12 protein-coding genes are annotated in these 20748 nt (G+C 42.3%); 5 read left to right on the forward strand and 7 right to left on the reverse strand.

Going from position 1 to position 20748, the window contains the following annotated elements; all coding sequences use genetic code 11:
* The first annotated feature begins 762 nt into the window (after window positions 1–762).
* Both ACCI51_RS13285 and ACCI51_RS13290 read left to right on the forward strand, forming a co-directional pair.
* Complete coding sequence (locus ACCI51_RS13285; protein WP_371843983.1) at window positions 763–4062, forward strand: DUF5060 domain-containing protein; 3300 nt, start codon at window positions 763–765, stop codon at window positions 4060–4062.
* A 157-nt stretch (window positions 4063–4219) separates the two neighbouring features.
* Window positions 4220–5224 (forward strand): alpha/beta hydrolase family protein, encoded by a 1005-nt coding sequence (locus ACCI51_RS13290; RefSeq protein WP_371843984.1) that lies wholly within the window; start codon window positions 4220–4222, stop codon window positions 5222–5224.
* Between the two features lie 1191 nt (window positions 5225–6415).
* On the opposite strand, the gene ACCI51_RS13295 is transcribed toward ACCI51_RS13290, so the two are convergent.
* Complete coding sequence (locus ACCI51_RS13295; RefSeq protein ID WP_371843986.1) at window positions 6416–7675, reverse strand: CAP domain-containing protein; 1260 nt, start codon at window positions 7673–7675, stop codon at window positions 6416–6418.
* Window positions 7676–8568: 893 nt separating this feature from the next.
* On the opposite strand from ACCI51_RS13295, the gene ACCI51_RS13300 reads away from it, so the two are divergent.
* Both ACCI51_RS13300 and ACCI51_RS13305 read left to right on the forward strand, forming a co-directional pair.
* Entirely contained in the window at window positions 8569–9375 is an 807-nt protein-coding gene (locus tag ACCI51_RS13300) for a hypothetical protein (RefSeq protein WP_371843987.1), read from the forward strand.
* 20 nt (window positions 9376–9395) lie between these two features.
* On the forward strand, window positions 9396–10292 hold the full coding sequence (locus tag ACCI51_RS13305; RefSeq protein ID WP_371843989.1) for a fatty acid desaturase family protein: 897 nt from the start codon (window positions 9396–9398) through the stop codon (window positions 10290–10292).
* Window positions 10293–10332: 40 nt separating this feature from the next.
* Here ACCI51_RS13305 and ACCI51_RS13310 read toward each other — a convergent pair whose 3' ends face one another.
* Window positions 10333–11235 (reverse strand): LysR family transcriptional regulator ArgP, encoded by a 903-nt coding sequence (locus ACCI51_RS13310; protein ID WP_299588849.1) that lies wholly within the window; start codon window positions 11233–11235, stop codon window positions 10333–10335.
* Window positions 11236–11355: 120 nt separating this feature from the next.
* Here ACCI51_RS13310 and ACCI51_RS13315 point away from each other — a divergent pair, with 120 nt between their 5' ends.
* On the forward strand, window positions 11356–11976 hold the full coding sequence (locus ACCI51_RS13315; protein WP_299588846.1) for a LysE/ArgO family amino acid transporter: 621 nt from the start codon (window positions 11356–11358) through the stop codon (window positions 11974–11976).
* Between the two features lie 92 nt (window positions 11977–12068).
* On the opposite strand, the gene ACCI51_RS13320 is transcribed toward ACCI51_RS13315, so the two are convergent.
* From ACCI51_RS13320 to ACCI51_RS13340, 5 genes are all read right to left on the reverse strand, one after another.
* Window positions 12069–13160: an acyltransferase family protein gene (locus tag ACCI51_RS13320; protein ID WP_371843991.1), complete on the reverse strand. Its 1092-nt coding sequence runs from the start codon at window positions 13158–13160 to the stop codon at window positions 12069–12071.
* Between the two features lie 322 nt (window positions 13161–13482).
* On the reverse strand, window positions 13483–14367 hold the full coding sequence (locus tag ACCI51_RS13325) for a DUF4396 domain-containing protein (RefSeq protein WP_371843993.1): 885 nt from the start codon (window positions 14365–14367) through the stop codon (window positions 13483–13485).
* A 500-nt stretch (window positions 14368–14867) separates the two neighbouring features.
* On the reverse strand, window positions 14868–17969 hold the full coding sequence (locus ACCI51_RS13330) for an efflux RND transporter permease subunit (protein WP_371843995.1): 3102 nt from the start codon (window positions 17967–17969) through the stop codon (window positions 14868–14870).
* Entirely contained in the window at window positions 17966–19045 is a 1080-nt protein-coding gene (locus tag ACCI51_RS13335) for an efflux RND transporter periplasmic adaptor subunit (RefSeq protein ID WP_371843996.1), read from the reverse strand. Before ACCI51_RS13335 ends, ACCI51_RS13330 begins: the two co-directional genes overlap by 4 nt.
* 556 nt (window positions 19046–19601) lie before the next feature.
* Entirely contained in the window at window positions 19602–20078 is a 477-nt protein-coding gene (locus tag ACCI51_RS13340; protein WP_371843997.1) for a LabA-like NYN domain-containing protein, read from the reverse strand.
* Window positions 20079–20748: the final 670 nt, after the last annotated feature.

The raw sequence follows: 20748 nt of genomic DNA on the forward strand, positions 1-20748 counted from the left end.
ATTTATCTATTGAAGTTTTACCGCAGAAATTATAATAATAAACCAAGTCTTGAGTTATACGATAAAGCCATCATTGATACCAAATTAGATGTGTTTACTTCTGAGTAGATTGTTTTAAGCGAAGTATAATACCGTTCAATTTTTTTCCGATTCCTGGTCGCTGTAGATGCCTTTACCGTCCTTATGATATCAAGCTATCTAATATGACTCATTTAATTCTTCTTTGATAATTGGATTTTATTGTTGGAGTGAGGTCGTACTAATATGAGTCAGTAAAGATATAAATGTTGTTGCCGGCAAGAATTGATTTTTTGTTTCCAGTTTAACTGGGGGGATACAGGCTCATTATACAGGGAGCCTAGGCTGCTGCATTTATTCTCTTAGGATCGTTTGATTAATACTATGTCCCCATCAGTTTCTAAGTCGTTTTAGGCCTCTAGAGCTTGTATGGGTAGTAGGTCTGCACACCCGTGTATGGTAATCTGGCAGATATTTTGAAAAATTATTGGTTGTAATCTAAGTGCTATCGCAACAGAAAAGATAATATTCCTTCCTTTTTGAAAGTATGAAAAAAAATAATTTTTTTCGTTAATCTTTATACTGTGTCATCAGTCCAGGATACATGTGATTAACTTCACGGCCAGTATATTCCTATTCAGTTTAGTATCTATGCAGTGCTGCGAGTTGTAGCCGTTTCTGCATGATTATTAAATTCTGTAATTAGTAAACCATTGTGTGTTTTTAAACTAGAGAATACTGGAAATGAATAACAGTAGCTTGCCTTTGGCAATTCTGATTACCGCCACATTGGCTGGTTGTGGTGGCGATTCGTCATCTGGGGAGTCTGATAATGAGAGCCCGCCTCCTTCGACAGGTTCTGATATAGCGGACCCTGGGAATGGATTAGAAATATCGTCTTTCACTCTGGTCAATTCACAGGGCAACTCGGATATTTTTTCACTTACCGATGGTGCAGAGATATATCTAAGCCAGGTTGGAAGCCAGTTAAATATTAGAGCCAATAGTGATCAGGCAGAGAGTGTAATATTTGAGTTGGCAGGGGCTCAGACGCACAATATGACTGAAAATGTCTCGCCCTATGCTCTATTTGGTGATGATCAGGGCGATTTTAATCATTGGACCCCCGCAGTTGGAACCTACACCCTTACCGCAACACCTTATTCCCTGGATGATGGGGCAGGCACTGCTGGAACCAGTGCCTCAATTACATTTACTGTAAAGCAGAATGATGGAACCGATCCGACAGATCCAGATCCGACGGATCCTCCGGGTCCAGTTGACCCGGATGATATCGGCCATAGTGAACATTGTACTGTTTCCGGGACACTGGAAAAGTGGCACCGTATAACGATCACTTGTGATGATGTGTATGCATCAGAAAATGATGATACTACATTTACCGATTATCGATATAACGTGATATTTACACAAGGTGACTTGTCTTACACAGTGCCTGGACATTTCGCCGCTGATGGCAATTCAGCAAAAACAGGTGCAACTGAAGGAACTAAGTGGCGTGCCTACTTTTCACCGCCAACTTCAGGTAAATGGTTCTTCGATATATCTATGAGACAAGGGAGCCAGGTTGCGGTTGATCTAGATACAAATGCAGGCAATGCTATTTCATTTGATGGTGAAAATGGTTATTTCCCGGTATTGCAATCCTCAGCCCCTGAACTTGATATGAGGAGTAAGGGGTTACTGGTACATAAAAAAGGAACCCGCTACTTGCAGCATCTGGGGGATAAGTCAGTATATATAGAAGGTGGAATGGATAGCCCTGAAAACATTTTTGGTTATTCAGGCTTTGATAATACAGAAAAACACTATAACGTAAATTCCTGCAAAGGCATATTACACAGTTTTGAGCCCCACCTTGGTGATTGGAATAATGGAGATCCCACCTGGAAAGACGGTAAAGGAAAAAGTCTTATTGGTTTAGTGAACTATATAGCTGAAAAAAACGTCAACGCAATTTATATCATGGCAAACACCGAGAGTGGTGATGGTTGCGATGCCCATCCTTGGACGGTATATGATGGTAACCATCGGGCTTTTGATGTCAGCAAATTAGACCAGTGGGAAGTCGCAATGGATCACATGACCAGTAAAGGCATGCTGATTCACTTTATGACGCAGGAAACAGAGAATAATAAAGTTCTGAATAACGGTGATTTAGGGCTTGAACGTAAACTATATTATCGAGAGATGATTTCCCGCTTTGGGCATCACCCGGCACTGCAATGGAATATGGGTGAAGAGACCACTCTTAGCCAAGAGCAACACAAGGCAATCGCTAAATATTTAAAAGACGTAGATCCCTACGATCATCCCACTCTACTCCATACGTATGGCGGCCAATGGGATCAGCACTATCGGCCATTGTTGGGAAATAGTCACTTTGATGGACCGAGTATTCAAATTTATGATATTCCTAGCGATGCAAACCATCGCAACGCCCCTTATCAAATGAGTAGAAAGTGGCTGACAGAATCCCAGAATAATAACCATCTTTGGTATGTTACTTTCACTGAAGCTTCTGGCGGGCAAGCGCCTGTGCCCCATTCTGAGGTTACCCAAGTTCAGAGGATCAACTGGATGTGGGGCAGTGTTATGGGAGGCGGTGCAGGATTTGAGTGGTATTTAAAAAACCCTAATTCCGGCCATGCGTATGACTTAGCAGTAGAGAACTTAAGGGAGTTTGATAACCATTGGGAGCAAACAGGCCACTTTGTTAAATTTTTTAATGATATTTTGCAAAACCAAATTGAAGTTAATCTACACAGTCTGAATGTAGATAATGAGGTAACTTCAACCAATAACGATTGGGTACTTTCAGATAGCGGGAATGTTTATCTAATTTACTTGCGTGAAGGTGGCACAACGAATATAGAGATTCCAAATGAGGATACCTATAAGGTTTACTGGTTCAATCCAAGAAGTGGCCAGTTGACATCGGGCAATCAACTTGACGGAATAGGTACTCATAGTATTGGCACTGCCCCAACAGAAGCTAATCAGGACTGGGCAGTAGTGATCAAAGCGGAAGGTAGAAATAGCAATGTTCACCCAGATATTGTAAAAGTTCTTCCAATTAACCCTAATGATGTTTTACTCGAACCTCAAACTAATTGGATGGATAGCTATTCTATTGGCGATCAATGTTTTTGTGAGTCAAACTTTGACCACAATATTGCCGATATTATGGTTTCGACCGACCATGGAACAATAACGGTTAAAGAAGCTTGTGACCTAATTGGCCCGGGCCCAGGATCGGCTGGCCGTCCCAAATACAATGATATTCAGTGCGGTAACGGCCCGGCAAATGATGCCGGTGATGAGGATTACTGTCCAGGTCGTGTGGATATAGGTAAAGAAGGGTGTGGCCATATTGGCCCGAGGTGGAATTTTGATAAGTTAAACCCAGATCAACCTGAAGGTGACTACACGGAAAAAAACGGTCTGGTAATTATGGAGGCTGAAAATACCTACTCAAATCTAGATGAATGGACCAAGAAAAATGATATTGGCGGGCATACAGGGAGCGGTTATCTTGAGTTTAATGGTAATACGCCACTAAACGGTCCACCTAAATCTCCCTTGGAGTACACGTTCAATATAACAAGAAGTGGTTTGTACTATTTACATCTGCACGCTGCGAAAGAAAACCTAGTGTATGAGGGTGAGTTTCGTACAGACCTAGCAAATGACGCTTACTTTCGACTTGAAGGAAACTATGAGGCGGGACCCAATGCGGGAGATAGTCACGGTAAAGATGCTACTCTGGAACTATTGAAAAAAGATACAAAGTTCTTTGGTGGAGAGCATAATAAATTCATCTGGGAATCTGGTAATAAATTAGATCCTGGTGGTCATAACAATAAACGCGTCGCCATTTATAAGCTAAAATCAGGTGAAACGTATAAACTGGTGATGTCAGGTCGCTCGCAGAAATTTAAGGTAGACAGAATAGTTTTTCGGCACATTGATGTGCCTGAATCTGATGCAGTGAATATAAATAATCCAGAAACCGTAAAGTAGTAACTGTTGAAGTAAGAGCCATGGATGGCTCTTACGATTGGATGAGTATAATTAATTCAATTGTGGTCTACTTCACTGCTAAAGGCAGTAAGTAAGGCTGTATGAGGTTTGGGCCCACATGGATCATTAGATTGTTAAATTACACGATTGGTGGATAATGAAATTTCAGATAATAAAAAACCTATTTTGGTTGTCGATTGCTTTTAATTCTGACCAGACTCAAGCTTTTAAGCCGAAGTCGGATTTTTCGGTGAATTTGGAGCGGGTCCGGTATTGCCAGGAATTTTGGTGTCTCCAGCAAGACACTCCATCTGAGTATCAAGCTTGGGAGGTAGAGGGCGTCAGTAATAGCCGTCAGCTTCATACTCAGATTGCTAGAGTGCAAAGCCCAGAACGCGATAATGTAAAAAACTTGGTATTTGTTGCTGCGGGACAACAGCCACCAGGAAATGGTGCAGAAAATTCTGTGACAGGCCAGAGGGCTGGCTATAAAAAGGACTGTGGAGTTTTAAAGAAATCTTGCTCTCGCAGTATAGATGGACGCTCACTTGCTCGACAGTTGCTAGATTCAGAGCATTTCCCAACAGATGAGACCTTTCTGGCGATTGCTTTTGATACGCAATTTAATCAGATGATTAGTGGTAATGAGAAGTCTCGTATAGAAAAGGCATACCTCAGTTGGCTAAAGTCAAAGGCTTATGCCTCCAATCTTGAGACTATTTACTTGGCGGGTTCTTCTCGTGGTGGTTGTCTCGTTATGAGATTGGCGAAAGCTATGCGAGCTGATCCGGATTTTCGTAATATACGAACTGTTGTTCACAGTTTTGATGGTGTTTGTAAATGGACCCAAAATGAGTTGGGGGTAACTTCTTCATTCCATCGTAATCCCATGAATTCTAGATACTTAAGCTATTATACTGATCTCCATACCCAGTTTCCTTATAAAGATAATTTATATCTTCGGCAGTTGACTGGTGGGGCTGAGGTCATTGAGTTATCTGGGGTTCACTCTTTTGCCTATACAGCTCAAGATACTGACTTAGGATGGTATTCACAGAGATGGGTAAATTTAGATCATACTAGCATCGGTCGAGATATGAGTCAGGATGTGAGGAATCAAACAGTAGTACCCTTCTTACAGCACTTAGATGATGTGCTTTAGTTTAAGAATTTTCTTTCCCTTATCTTAAGCTGTTAGTAGGTATTAAACCCCTACCATGATAACTACATTGAGGTAGTTATCATGGAGGCTGCCTTCTTTTCTAAGGAACCTCTGAATAGTTCGGATCAAATCTAGCAGTATTCAGTATTCAGTATTCAGTTATTAGTCAAAATTACGATAGATCATACATCAAGTCACTCCTGCCGAAGCAGAATACAGCCTTGAGTGCCGTAAAATCCACTGGGAAAATTTCTTTCAAATAGATGACCTCCCATGGCCTAGGCTCGAAGCTCGTATAGCTCCCTATTACCATCGGGTAAGCGTGGGTGACAACCTTATCCACTTAGAGTCATGCTAAGAATTCACCGCATGCAGCTTTCAAAAACCTTAGTGATCCAGCCATGGAAGACGCGCTCTACGAAATTAAAACTAGACGAAACAACTATTCTTAATTTTCGTCACTTACTGGAGGGAAATCATCTGGGCTCTGGACTTTTTGAGGAAATCAATAAATATCTTTCTGAGAAGAACATGTTATTGCGTGAAGGCACCATTGTATATGCAATCATTATCTGTGCTCCAAGTCACATATAGAATAGGAAGAGAGAGCGAGATCCTGAAATGTACCATACCAATAAAGGAAGTCAGTGGCACTTTTGAATGAAAATACATATTGGAACAGATGACGGGCTTGGATTGATTCACCATATCGACACAACAGCGGCCAATGCCTATGATTATTACCGTGACAAAAAACCTCTCAGAGGGCGATGAGAAAAGAGTTTGAGGTGATTCCGGTTATACAGGAGTGAAAAGACGCAAAGAGCTGGATGATAAAGAAATAGATTGGCATATCGCGATTTTTCTAATTAAAAGCGGGGTAGGGAAATTATGCTGTATTCTCAAGAGGTTCCTTAGAGCCGTTCTAGTGGATTCCGACTATAGAAAGGCTAAATTTATGATTTACCATGACGAGTAAAATAGTTATCCGCGGGTAAAGGTCGATAAACTAATGAGCCAGATCATAAAGGTACGTATTGAGCTACAGTTTTTATTACGAAGAGCAACACTTGAGACTCTTACTTGGGCCTACCTACACTAATTATTCTATCTGTGATAATTGAAGTAGATAGGCCCTAATAACGTCCTTATTTCTTGAGGAATCAAACGCCCTATTAGGGCCTTGTAAAATTAATCAACAACTATATCCAGATATGCTGGCTGACTTCTTTGATCAGCATGATCCACTGCAATTATTTTATATCTATATAATTTTTTCTGACCTATATCAGAGTCACTGTAGGTCAAGTGGCGAGTTTTCCCTACAAACTCCTCGTCGCGGAATATCTTATAGTGATGTGTGCCACCATTTTTAATGGCTTCATTCCATGACAATATTACTTTCCCATCAGAAAGTTTATATTTGAACCCTATTACCTGGGGTGGAACACCCTCATTATCATAAAAGCTACAAGGTACAATATCTCTGCCCAAGCCATCGGTACACTGATCTACATCTTTATTTCTTTTTTCTGAGGCATTCCAATTTTTGGCTATCCCTCCAGTACACATGTTATCAACACAGTAGGGAAGGTCGTAGTTTTGGCATGTTCTACAGGTTTCATATCCCCAGCCGTTAGTGAAAGGTATACGTCGGCCCTTATCTAATGAAGGAAAGTAATTACATACCACCACATGTGCGCCATCGTTATAGGCGGGGTTACTAGAACCAATAATACTATCGCATTCCGCTACAGCACAGCCGACATAACGGGTTTCCCCATGGCATACTTGGGCCCAATGGCCACATGTTTCCGCATGACAGTATTCATTACCCCAGTCATATCCATAGCTTTCATCATACCAGGATTTTACTGAGCCAGCCCAGGTCTCGGCATCATACTGCGATGCAGGTGGGTTAAAAATATTAATTGAAACATTTTCTCCGATTTCAATATTGCCTGCGGGCAATACAAAAGATATTTCACCTTTAACTTTTTCAAATGCTTCTCTAATACCGGTTGCCTCATTTAAGTGACCGAAATAGCAGGCTGATGCTCTTTCTTTGGCCATTTTGGCCAAAGCATCGTCCCAGAAAAGGGTCTGCATATTTCCGGCAGATTCTGGGCCGTTACCTTCTCCAGATTCACCCTTCGCACATCTCTCACGGTACTCATTATGAGTGTCTAACATGATGCGTTTTTGTTTCAAAGAGAGTTCAAAGGAACCATCTTCACTTGGATCGGGATCGGGATCGGGATCGGGATCGGGATCGGGATCGGGATCTGGATCGGGACCAAGACCAGGAATGGGGTTTTGGCTCATCTCACCACCATCACTAACCTCAGGAATGCCTTTATTGTCATTGACGGAATCACCCCCGCCACCTGAACAGGCTGCCAGGAGGGCGGATAAACAGATAACTGTTATTAGCTTGAAGGAATCATTCATATCAGACTCAATTTATGCGTTGTACTTTTATAAAATCGAGCGAATTATAGAGAGGCATTTTCGTTATTCTGTGAAGTGTGGCATGTATTTTATTGCAATATGATCGGTGGTTAATGGGCTGTTAAGAAAGTTAATTAATTAGTGAAATTATTTTTTAATTTTCGTTTTTTAATTTTTATACTTGACTTTTGTAAGGTTGGCAGTTGAGTCAATGTGATATTAACTGAATGGCTTCATAGAGTTATTTTACATTAACCAGTCCAGGTTTATTTTGAGGCCTGGGGTCGAAATCTCAAGGTGAGTACTAGCTGCTATTAAATCAAGTATGGATTAATGGCGAGTACCCAGTGAAAATTCCAATCTGTTTTTAATGAATGTTGCCCTAGTTCTTTGGGAGGTTAATTTTAATCAATGGATGTATGTCAAACGTTTGTTTGTTGGTAAAGGTCCGGTTGATGTCCCATTATTGTGAAAAGGATTCATAAAGTGATCTGAGCTTAATTAATTTTAATGTTGCCATTCTTAAAGATATTGATTTGTTAATTGATGTATTTTACTTGAGCGGTAGTCTAAATAAGCAGCCTTTATTTATGTGGATTGGATCTCCAATTAAAGATGCTTAGTGGTGGGAGGTGATTTGTACCATGCTTGTCTATGTAGGGTGTGGAACAATATGTCACCCTATGGATATGTTTACTGTATTTTATCAATGGCAATGCTGTCAGGTGGCAACAAGTGAGAATGCGAGCTGAATACCTGCAGTAAGCTTTTAATAGTGTTTGTGTTGATTTAAATGACTTTTTTAAGAATAAAATTACAAAGTATTGTGTGTTAGGCCTAGCTCTGTAATATTACACAAAAGGTATCTCAAAACTAATGACGTAATATTCACTATGTATCAGTTTACCTATGAGCCTACCCCCAAAAATATTCTATTGGATTTGATGGGAGTTAATAAACGACATGAACTGGCAACCAGTCAGCTGGGTTTCATATCTGATGCATTTGATGTTTCCACTAATAACCTACGGGTGACACTAAATAGGTTGGTGGGTAATGGCCTGATCACTCAAAATCGGCGTGGCATCTACAGTTTGACGGAAAAAGCACTGTCCAAACGTGCTTTTATAAACCGCTGGAAAAACAACACGTTTCAATACAATAACTGGGATTTCAGGTGGCTAGCCTGCCACTTACCTAAAAGAACAGCACGTGCAGTTCGCAAGAAATCATTAACAGTACTTGAGTGGTATGGATTTGCTGCAGGTTTAGATCACCTGTTGGTAAGACCCAATAATCTAACACTGAGTCATACGAAATTAACGGACATGCTGATTAAACTAGGTCTTGAAGCCAATGCGCACTGCTTTGTCTTGCAGGATGTATCGGACACCCTGGTTAATCAATGGGGGCTCCATTTGTGGGATATTGCACGTTTAGATAGAGAGTATGATGCCTTGATACATACTCTTGAGAGCAGTCTTACAAACCTGGCATCAAAGCCTGTTAAAGTCTCGTTATCTGAAACATGCCGCTTGGGTGGCGAGGCTATCCATCGTTTAGCGACCGATCCTTTACTACCAAAAATAATCAGGCCACAAAATAAATATCAGGAACTTAAAAATATTGTACGCAAGTATGACCATACAGGTCGCAATATTTGGTTGGAACAGTTGCAGAAGTTAGGCGTTGACACATAATCACAAAATGGTGACTTGCAATGAATATCCCCCTTAGTAAAGAAGAGGTTAAGCCGTTCCTACAGCGCAGTGATGCCAAGGCCTGGTGGATAGTGGTTAGTAATTGGCTCGGTATAATAGGAATTTTTACCATGGCAGCGCTATTGCCACACTGGGCAACTTATGTTCTTGCTGTATTTTTGCTTGCTGGGCGGCAGCAGGCTCTGGCAGCCATTATGCACGAAACCGGGCATAAAACACTTTTCGCAACTCGAGCCTATAACAATTTCGTTTGTAAGTGGTTGTCTTCACCGTTTTTGTTAATGGATGGAGAAACCTATATAAAAAGTCACATGATGCATCACCGCAAAGCAGGCACAGATCAAGATCCAGACCTGCAAAACTATAAGGATTATCCCGTCAGCAAGATGAGTTTGGTTAGGAAGTTTTCCAGAGATTTTTTGGGGTTAACTGGTTTAAAAGCGAATTTATATTTATTTCTGAGTGGACGAGACTTACTCAGCCGAAAAAAGCGAGTGAATTTTCAGTTAACACGAGGTTTATTCGTTAATAGTGTTATGTTTGCCATATTGTGGGCTTTTGGTATCCCACAGCTATATTTATTGTGGATTGTGGCATATCTAACCGTGTATATGGCTATTATTCGGATGCGTCAGATCGCCGAACATGCTGGAGTCAAAGATCTTTACCACTTGGAACCAAAATACAACACGCGTTCGATTCCCAGGGGTATTTTGGGACTCCTGTTTGTCAGCCCCACCGAAGGCTTGAGTTACCACTGTGAACATCATGCCTTTATGGCAGTACCCACTTATAACCTCAGGGCTTTGCATAAGTTGTTAAAGAATCGTGGTTACTACGATGATGTTGAGTTGGCCAGTAACTACTTCGGTGTTTTGAAACAGGTAGTGAGATGAGGCGTTACTAAGGTCAAGCATTTATTTGCACCAGTGCTGCTTACTGGTGCAATGCTTTATGGGCATATTCAGCTAAAGTATGAGTAATTTCTTTAATTAATTTGGATTTCAAATTCCAAACATGCCAGTACAAGGGGATTTTCAGGTGCTGATCTGGAGTCAGCTTGATCAGTTTCTCTTGTCTTAATAAATCCTCCACTTGTATATCTGGTGCCATTCCCCAGCCCAATCCCAGCGTCAAGAAATTAAGAAATCCTTTCGATGAGGGAATCTCATGGGACGGATATTGTCCGGCCTCAATCCCCCAATACTGTTTCAGGTAGCGACTTTGCAGTTGGTCTTTGTAATTGAATTCAACAGCAGGTGCGTAGCGGAATTCGTCCACATTGACGGGGTTGGAGAAGTAGTGCTCCTTAAAGGCCGGCGTACATACCGGATAGTAGGCCATGTGCCCCAGTAAGAGTGACTGGCAGCCCTGCAGGTTGCTGGTGACCGAACTGATGCAGCCTATGACTTCACCGTTCTTCAGCAGCTCCAAGGTCGCATCCTGGTCGTCTACTTTCAGGTCTACCAGCAGATGGTGAGAGCGGATGATCGGTGTTACTGCTTTTAGAAACCAGGTATCCAGGCTGTCTGAGTTAAGGGCGATACGCACCTTGTTTTGATTGCTGTAGCGGGTCTTGCTGCCTTCTGGGTCAATATCGGCCAGTAGCTCGTGCTGTAAGAGGTGCATCTGCTGAAAGTAGCCCAGCACCTTGAGCCCGGCGTCTGTAGGTCGTAGAGGCGTGGAGCGAATCAGCAGAGCCTGACCCACTTGTCCCTCTAGGGCCTTAATTCGCTGGGATACCGCCGATTGACTGACGTGGAGTAATGCGGCGGCTTTATCAAAACTTTGCTCCTCCACTACGAAAGCAAAGGCCTGGAGCTGTTTCAAATCAAGCATAAGTAAATCTTATGGGGTATCAAAATAATTAAATTTACTTATTTTAGCTTGCCTCTTAATCTCCTGCCACTTTCTCGACCCGCTCACCGCGGGCAGACCCCAAAGACCACAGGAGGCAACGTGATTTCGGGTTTGCTACTAGCTCCTTTCACCAAGGGCTTTATCACCACAATCAGCTTGATTATGGCTATTGGCGCACAGAATGCGTACCTGCTGACACAGAGTATACGCCGCCAGTACCACTACAGCATCGCCGCGCTGTGTATCTTGATGGATGTTGTCCTAATCAGCAGTGGTGTTTACCTGGTGGCGCACCTGGCCCAGGCTGGCGGCAATTGGATGCTCTGGCTGACTTGGCTCGGAGTGGCTTTCCTGTTTGGTTACGGTGCTATGGCATTCCGTTCCGCTTTCACGAATAAGGGACTGGAGGACAGTAAGGAGTGGGTGAAGTCCAGGCGTTCGGCCCTGATTACCGCAGTGGCCCTGACCCTGTTAAACCCCCATGCCTATGTGGATACCGTAGTCCTGATCGGCTCGGTCGGCGCACAATACGCGGGTGAAAGCACCCTGTTCTTCGTGCTTGGGGCCTGCAGCGCCTCGGTACTCTGGTTTGCCCTGTTATCCGTTGGCGGCAGCATGATGCAACCATTGTTTAAGAATCCAAAGACCTGGCGTGTCCTGGATGTTTTGGTGGGCATTATGATGTGGTCGATTGCTATTAGCCTGCTGTGGGCGCAGTAAGGCATCCTGCCTAGTAACAGGCCTGGATAACAGGGAATTTCCAGGCCTGATCAACACTCCCTAGTTTCTGTATCTCAGCGTTTGTATCTCTCCTAGGCTATAGCCATTTCTCTGCGCTCAGCTCCGCTACTTAAACGTCGCCCCAGTGTGATAGCCGGTTTCTCGATGAATTTATATATCAGGATGCTTAGAGCAATACTGACAAGCGTTGTAGCCAGAATATAGATCTCTACAGGATAGGCCGAAACCGGCTGAGCCCAGGCCTGCTGTATTATCCAGTTCAGCCCACGCATCACTGCTGGGTGGAAAAGGTAAACTGAATAGCTAATGGTCCCTAAAGATACCAGGCTGCGCCATGGTTTAAAGGGCAACAGTAAGACTATAAAGAAAACAGCCAAAGCAATGAGGTGAGGTAATGCAAAACGCAGAGGGTCTTCAGTTACTGGTTTACCTAAGAAAAAGAGAAATAGCACCATCAATGGAATAGAGAAGGTGGCAGCCACAGCGAGAATGGCATACCAATAGTTTGCTTTCCTAACATAGCAATGCCTGATGAGTGTTCCGCAAAACATAACAGCGATACAGAAAGGAATGTAAGTGATGCTTGGGGCCAGCTCTGGCAAAGTAATTGGTAGCTTCTCAAGCAATTGCCAGCCAATAAAGAAGGATAACCCACCCCAGCAAAAGAGTAGCAGGACCATGGGGTTGGCGAGTTGCCGCTTGGCAAAAATGAGTGCGCAAAGGCAGTAGAAAATTAATTCTACGGTTAGTGTCCAGTAAAGTCCCTGAACATTATCAACACCCATTAGGCCCTGCAGCATGGTTGCATTTGCGGCAATGGTCGCCATGGGATACATCCAATCACTGATTAGCCAAGTCAATCCTACCGCTATAAATAGTGATGACCAATAGGCTGGATAAAGCCGAAAGAAGCGGCGAATGGCAAATTTTTTTAGGGAGCTTCGTGTGCCGGAAAGGCTAAAAGGGATAACAAAACCGGATATTAAGAAGAAACAGATTACCCCAATTCTGCCGAAATCCACCTGACTGATAAAGCTTGCTAGCTCGGTGCCATGTTGGGCAACACTGGCGTTGTGTATAAATACTTCACTACTGTGTTGCCATACAACAAGAATTGCTGCAAGGCCACGTAGAGCATCTAGGTTAAGTAAACGACTATTCATCTGGCGACTGTAATCCTTTAACCAGCGGTGATAAGCCTTTGGGCCCATTATCTTCCGGGGGGTTGTTCTAAGAGTTAAGTTAGTAGCTATTCACTAGCTCGAAAGCTGCGTTATATCTTATATATAAGAGGCACAAATTGTCTGCTACTTATAAATGAAAGGGAACTGAGGCAAGGCTCACTGTTATTAGGTGTAAATTTTCTATTACCGATGGTCCCACAGATTCCTGTCTCACCCGAAGGACTCTACCATAATTTAATCAACAAGTGGCTAATGCCCCTCAGCTTTACTCCACCAAGTGCGCTATGTGATCAGTTGATAGCTAAAATCTTATAGGAAAAATATGATTGGTTAAAAATAGTGTAAATAGAAGAAACAGAATGGTGCCGACTACCCAGGCGCTAGAGGTCGCCAAAGGTAAAGAGCTCATTTCCATTTGGTGTTCATTGTGGCTTTTAGCCTGTGAATGCCCTGCTAAAGAATCCGTCAACAAGTTCGTACCTCCTGAAGGCTTCTCTGGTGAGCAGAACCCCAAACAGGGCGCTGGCCTATCCCGCCCTGGTAAGGTCATACAGCCATGTTTAAGGTGGTTCTTTACCAGCCAATAGTTAATGGGGTAGGCAATAATGCCACCAACGATAGCGGCAAGGCTCATGCGGAACCAAAATGTAGCTCTTGTAGGATCTTCCGACTCAGGCCAAAGTGAAGCCAGTATCACCATGGTCGGAATCATCCCAGCCATCACCATATTCATTGAAACGGTTTCCGCAAAAAAAGTTTTGCGTACGGCTTTCAGATAGTTGCCTTGGTACATGTTAAGCATCATCAATGCCTGGAAAATAAAGAGTCCGCAGATAAATCCTGAAATATACTCAATAATGGCATCCCACCCATTGGTAAGCCCCAAGAGGGGTACGATGGAAGCTGCAATTACAATGCCGGTCGCATCACCTGCAAGGCAATGCATCTCGCTGTTAACACTCTGCTTCCAGGTGGCACGGGTAAAGGTATCGTGACCACCGGGAAAGGGGCGTCTACAGGTAATTAGATAAAGTAATAGCCCAACAACACCCGTATATACAACCACCAAAATCCATGCCAAGCGCTGTACCCAACTGGTCGGTGTATTGGTGAAAGAGTCCCAAGTAACAAAGATCACACTAATAGCCGCGAATATAAACCAGACCAGCATTGCCCCATCTAGCATAATAATTTACCTGGAAAAGGAGAGGTATGCATATATCGCTAACAATTTAGCCGCTGGTAATTGAGTAGTATGTCGCAGTAATTAACTTATCGATATTTTGAGATGAAAAATGATTAACGTGAAAAAATCAGGAATTTCAGTCGTCAAATTTTTGATATGTTATTATATTTAGTGTAGAGGATTTTAGAGTGATTCATAAAGAAGCGTACCTTCTTGGCACGATAGCATTCTTGGAACCAAGGATGTTTCAAGAATAAATTGAGGACAAATGATTCTTTACCCTCAGTTTTATTTACCGCAGACTCCTTACTTTACCCACAATGCTCAAAATAATCTTCAAGCGTTCACCTCTAGAAAGGCTTGATATTAGCGTAATTTTTTACTCATTATCAATAATCACAGCTAACTTGCTGTTTAAATAACGTTGAGCCCCCAAGGCTTCTATCTAGAAGGGCATAAAATAATTAAGAGCCAGATCACGCAATACCAGCAGTGGCAAACTAAGCGTAATGGGACTCCGGAAACCTCTGGTCACTTCTGTGACTGATGTTGGGGGTTTCCGGCTTGAAGATTTTTAGTGAGAGCAGAGCTGACATAAAAGCCAAAACAAACAAGGCGCTAAATAGCATTCCTCCAGTAATTACCGTAGCCAGCCCTCTATAGATAGCTGCGCTACTTCCAGGATTAAGAACGAGAGGTAGGTTGCCAAAAATACAGGTAATCGTTGTTAGCATTATTGGGCGTATTCGTAATCTGGCTGCCGTTTGGATTGCCTCAAATTGGCCGGCACCATTTTGTAAAGTTAGCTGGAATTGATTTACGAGTAATATTGAATTGTTCACTACGAGCCCCATTAAAATTACGAACCCAATCATGGTTATCACATCAAGGCTTTGAGGGGTGAAAACATTTAATATCTGTAAACTGAGCATACCCCCTGTAAAGGCTAGTGGGATTGCACAAAGCACAGCGGCAGCCAGCTTTGCTGACCTTAGTGCGAAGTACATAAGTAGGCTAAGGACTACCAATGCTGCCAAAAATATCCTCAAGAATTCACCTAAGAATAGGTTGAGCTCATTAGCGCTCCCCCTAAACTGGGTGTGTAAGTCATTATAAGGGCTCGTTGCCAAAAAGGATTTTACTGATTGATCTACATCTTCAGTAAATGACTTCATTGCTACCCCTTCTGGGGGCGTAAGATTTAATGAGGCACTTACTTCCTGCCCAACTCGTAAAATGCTGCCAGGTGCTTGGGTTATTTGAGCCTCGGTTAGCTCACGCACGGGGATCATGCCGTGGCTCTCAATAAAAATTTCAGTATCTAGAAGTGTCTGCAGGTTTTGGGGCTCTTTTGCTTTGAGGTAAAAAGGTAGGGTATTAGTTCCTGTATAGAAGTGTCCAATATAGATTCCATCGGTCAAAGCCATCAAGTGACGATTTAATTCTGAGATTGTAATACCTAGGTGAGTTAGTTGGTCTAGACGAGGCTGAAACTCTATCCTCACGGCTCGATTTTGAAGCGCACTACCCTCCCGTATTTGTGCTTCTGGAAATTCTGAATGTAAATAGTTCATAAGCTCAACTCCGGCCTCTTGCAGCCTGGAAAGTTCAGCCCCCTTAATATCCAGTTGGCTGATACGGTTGTTGGGCATGGCAAATCGCAACAAGCCATTGTGGCTGAAGTGAACTTGTGTACCTATTAATCCATAGAGCACCTTTTTGTTCAGCCATTCCTGTAGCGTTTTAAAACTCCAATCTCCATGGGTATATAAGTAGAGATTGCAGTTGTTTGGATTGCAGATAATGCCGTAAGTAGAGACGTGGTCTTCAATTTCCTTCATGTTGGTAGTTATTCTATTAACCACCCTTTCTCCAATTTCTGTTTTAATGATTTCTGTGGATAATGGGTTTTCAAAATTTATATAAACAGAAACCATATTCTGTTTGGGGTCAGGTAGAACATCTATGGACGGTGTGGAAAGGTAGGTGGCAATAAGTGCGATAGGTAACCCTAAAATGATGACGGCGATAGATCGTTTAGGGTCGCTTGCTGCCCTCATTGAAAGGTCAACCCATTTTCTAAGCACGGTATCGATTGTTGCACTGTTTGAATTTTTTTTAAGAGTAGTGGATTTTCCCAGTAAATACCTTGCTAGTGAGGGAAGTATAATTAAGGCGAATAGCAGTGAGGCGAGTAAGGCGCTTGAAATTGTAAAGGCGAGATCTCGAAAAAGTTGTCCTGTTGCAGATTGCATTGTAATGATTGGTACAAAAACAATGACACTTGATATTGTAGATGATGCCAAAGACCCAGTAACTTCTCGAGTTCCATTTATAATGCTGTCTTGAATACTAAAACCCTTAAATCGTAATCTTTGAATATTTTCCATCACAATAATCGCAGCATCGACCATTAATCCAATGGAAAGCGCAATCCCGGCAAGTGATACAACATTCATACTTCTACCCCCTAGATACATGCCTAAAACCACGAGGGATATACACACGGGAATGCTGAGAAATATTAGAGTTAAAGTTCTAAAATTACGCAAAAACCAAAAAAGTACTAGGCAGGCTAGTAGAGAGCCGAGTAGAAGGCTACCATATACTAAATTGAGGGAACTTCGAATTCCCTTTGAGTCATCGCGACTGATAGCCAGCTCCATTCCTAAGCGTCTCAATTCTCCGCTGTTCAGTTCACCCATCGTTGATTTAAGCTGTGTAATGGTTTCAAGAACATTGACATTTTCAGTAGGCAGCAAATAAAAATAAAAGGATCGATTTCCTTCAAGTGCAAAATACGCCCAATCTGAAGCGGTACGAGCTTTTACAGAGGCAATATCGGAGAGCCGAATAATCTGATTTCCCCGTGAAGTGATGGGTATTTGTGAAAGTTCTCCCAAGGGAATCTGACCCTTAAAGTGTAAAGCATAATCTTTCGAGCCTATTTTTAGGTTTCCACCTGAACGATCCACCAGGTTACTCAGCTGTGCGGTTACTTCGGCAATACTTAAAGAGTTCTGAGCCATCTTTTCTGGGTCGAATTCAATATCAACGCGCCGGGCAATTGGTGTACCAGCCTCTTCAATGGATGAAACACCGGGGACTTTACTAAAAGCTGGTTTTATATGATTGATAAAGGCATCAATTAACTCTAATTCACTTGCGGATTTCTTGGAATAGAGAAAAAATGAGGCCAATGTAGCACCTGCGCCATTGGAAAAATTGAAAACTTGAGGTGTTCGGACTTGTGTTGGCCAGTTTGGTACTTGATTAATTCTGGAGAGAACCTCAATATACATCTGTTCCATATCTGCTTCTGAATGGAAGTCAACTGTGGTCCAAGCTAAACCACTGTTGATATTAGTTTGTACCTCTTTAAGATAGCTAAGGCCTGAAAGCTCCTGCTCCAGTGGCGCAATAAGTATTTGTTCAATTTCTTCTGCTGTTTTCCCTGGCCAGGAAGTTGCGAGTGCAATTTGTGGGCGTTTGATAGTGGGGAGTAAGGCGTTTGGTAAATTTAGGCCGGCGATAATTCCGGCAATGATTAGACTGAAAGTACAGCTTATAATTATTGAGCTGTATTTCTCCAGGGTTTTCATGTGCTCTCCCTCTCTGTCGGAGTAACAGTCTCATTGGGTTGTAATCCCTCATGGCCCAGTACCACTAAAAGATCTCCAGGTTCAATAGTTGAACTCACGATAAAGTGATCTCCCAGGGTGTCTATTATTTGCACATCTACACGAACAGCCCTTTGATCGCTATCTAAAGTCCAAACTTTATATTGACCGTCCTCAAGTCTTACCGCATCACTTGGTACTTTGGTGATAAGTTCCTGTTTATTGTTGCTCGAGAATGGAGTCAGCATAGTGATTTCGAATCGTTGCCCAACTAGCAAAGGCTTAAATTTTTCCCTACTCGCTTCAAAATAGAGGTTAAGATTTTGTGTTTCTGGAATGACGGTATAGCTGATATTTCTAAGGTGGATATCTCGATTTTTTAATTTAAAAGTGCTATTGCTAAGCAAGTTTTCACTATCTAAATGTTCTTCAGGCAAGCTGCATTCAATTTGATTCTCTGTAAGGGGGAGCAGCTGCATAACCCTTTGCCCTGGGTTAAGTCTCTCTCCAGGATTTGCGTCAATATTTAATACTTGGCTATCCGTTTTTGCGAAGTGTTGTAGTCGCTCATGGCGGTATTCAGCAGTTTTAAGCTGTTGCTCGAGCCTTTGCCTGTTTAATCGGTGGGTATCTACATTCAGTTTAAGATGGTTTAGGTGTGACGGGGATACCATGTCGGCAGCACGCAGCTTTGTTAGTCTGCTCAGCTCTTCTTCTGCATAGGTCAGCTGACTCTGTGTAATTTCTAAATCCGTTCGAATAATTTCTATTTCCTGAGAGAGGTAAAAGCCATCTTGTTCAGCTACCAATTCTCCCGCTTTAATAATAGATCCTACTGGTTTTACTTGTGTGAGTTCGGCTTCGGTATGGCTTGAAATCTGGTGAAGAGGCGGAGATGATACGGAGCAATAAAGTTTTGTACTGACCGCTTGATTCCAGGGATATGCAGGTTCCACTAATACTATGGGGCTATCATTAGAATAAGTATTACAGCTAAGAAGTAAGGCTATGGAAGAAATGCTATTGGCAATGAAATTTCTAATTTGACGGTTTCTCATCCTGAGACTCGGCTCGATGTTGCGCTTGGTTTATTGGTGAGGAGGGAGCTAATTTTTTGAGAATGCTTAAGTGTCTTTGTTGTTATACTTCTAAAAAAGATATGTTGATGATGGAGTTCCTGCAATCTGTATGCGATAAGTTGATGTTTGCAGGGGGTGAATGGTTTTTGACCTGAAAGCGCAGTCTCTATTATTCCAGTGGGATCGTTGAATATCAGGTATGTACTTATCGATTAGACTTCAAAAATATGCTGTTCAACCATGTTAATTCTGGAAGTTGGCCTATATCGAAAATCAATGAAAAATGCGAGCGCCTATGAGAACATAGGATTACTGTGTTTTTTCGATGATATATGGCTTTAGTCACTTGCGTAGCTAAGGTTTGCGGAGAAATACCTACAGTCTTCAGGCCTTTATTTATAGTGGTTAGGCATTTATATGGCAGGGTTGCTATAAAAACTACCTACTACCTGACCTAATTTTAGATAACTAACCATTATGTTGCCTAGAGCTTGTGGGTATTCTCCCAATATAGAAACCTATGCTTTATTCGTAATTAGTCGAGTAGTAGCCTGCCTTCAATTGGAGTGAATTCACTCGCCGCATTCATCAATGTGGCAGCTGTTAAATCTGGTACGCCATATACTTCAACTCTCTTACCTCTGTCTAATCTGAGTTTCTGAGCAAGAATATCAAAGTCACCATCTCCTGAAACTAAAACTACGGTATCTACTAAGTTTGAATATTCCATTGCATCTATAGTGATCCCCACATCCCAGTCACCTTTGGCAGAGCCATCAGATCTTTGCGTAAAGGGTTTTAACTTTACTTCAAAGCCAATAGATCTCAAGATATTCTGAAATTCATGCTGTTTTCTATCACCGCGGTCGATGGCATAAGCCATTGCTTTTATTACTTCTCTTCCACCTGTAGCTTGCCGCCAAAATTTATTGTAATCAAAGTTTCTTTTGTAGATTTGCCTACATGTGTAATAGACATTTTGCACATCAATAAATACGGCAATTTTTTCCATTTGATAATCCATTCATGTTATAAAACCTAATGCTTAAAGCAGCGATAGAACCTGCTAATACTAGTGTGAACACTTTATGTTGTTAGTTTTTCATATTCAAGCAACGATTGATAGCTAATGGTGTGAAGTAAATCCTGGTTATTGTGGAGGCTTGCGGAAGGGTTCGATTCCCAGAAATAGCGAACAAATTCTATTTTCTAGTAAAGGCAAGAGCGATGGCGATTAATACTCCAATGGAGAGACCGGAACTCGCGGAAGCCTTGCGCGCCTGTTATGTGGTGGGCGTATGGGTACTCTCACTCGAAGGTAAAGTGGATAATTGGTAGTCCATATTACGTAGTGCACTGTTACTCCTTCGATTACCAAAAGTGAGTACGGGATCGTTGGTTTCTTAAGTCGAGCACAGATGTGAATTGGGCGGTTGCTATGGATAACCTGGCCAGCCATTTTTCGCTCAATCCTCCCGCGCTGATTAGGGGCCCCGGCTCTCGACCGTGAGAATTTAATTTTGCAGTAAAGCGAGTCAGTACGGTAAATAGTGAATGTCGGAGCAGAATGAATCAGGGATATTCACGCCGATATATGCGAGAAAGAATTGCTCAGATTTAGGGAGGCTGCCGAAATATTGCTCACATTGACGGGGAATAGCAACAAGTGTGGAAATCACTTT

It is taken from the genome of Microbulbifer echini, assembly GCF_041447225.1.
In the GTDB taxonomy this organism is placed as follows: domain Bacteria; phylum Pseudomonadota; class Gammaproteobacteria; order Pseudomonadales; family Cellvibrionaceae; genus Microbulbifer; species Microbulbifer echini.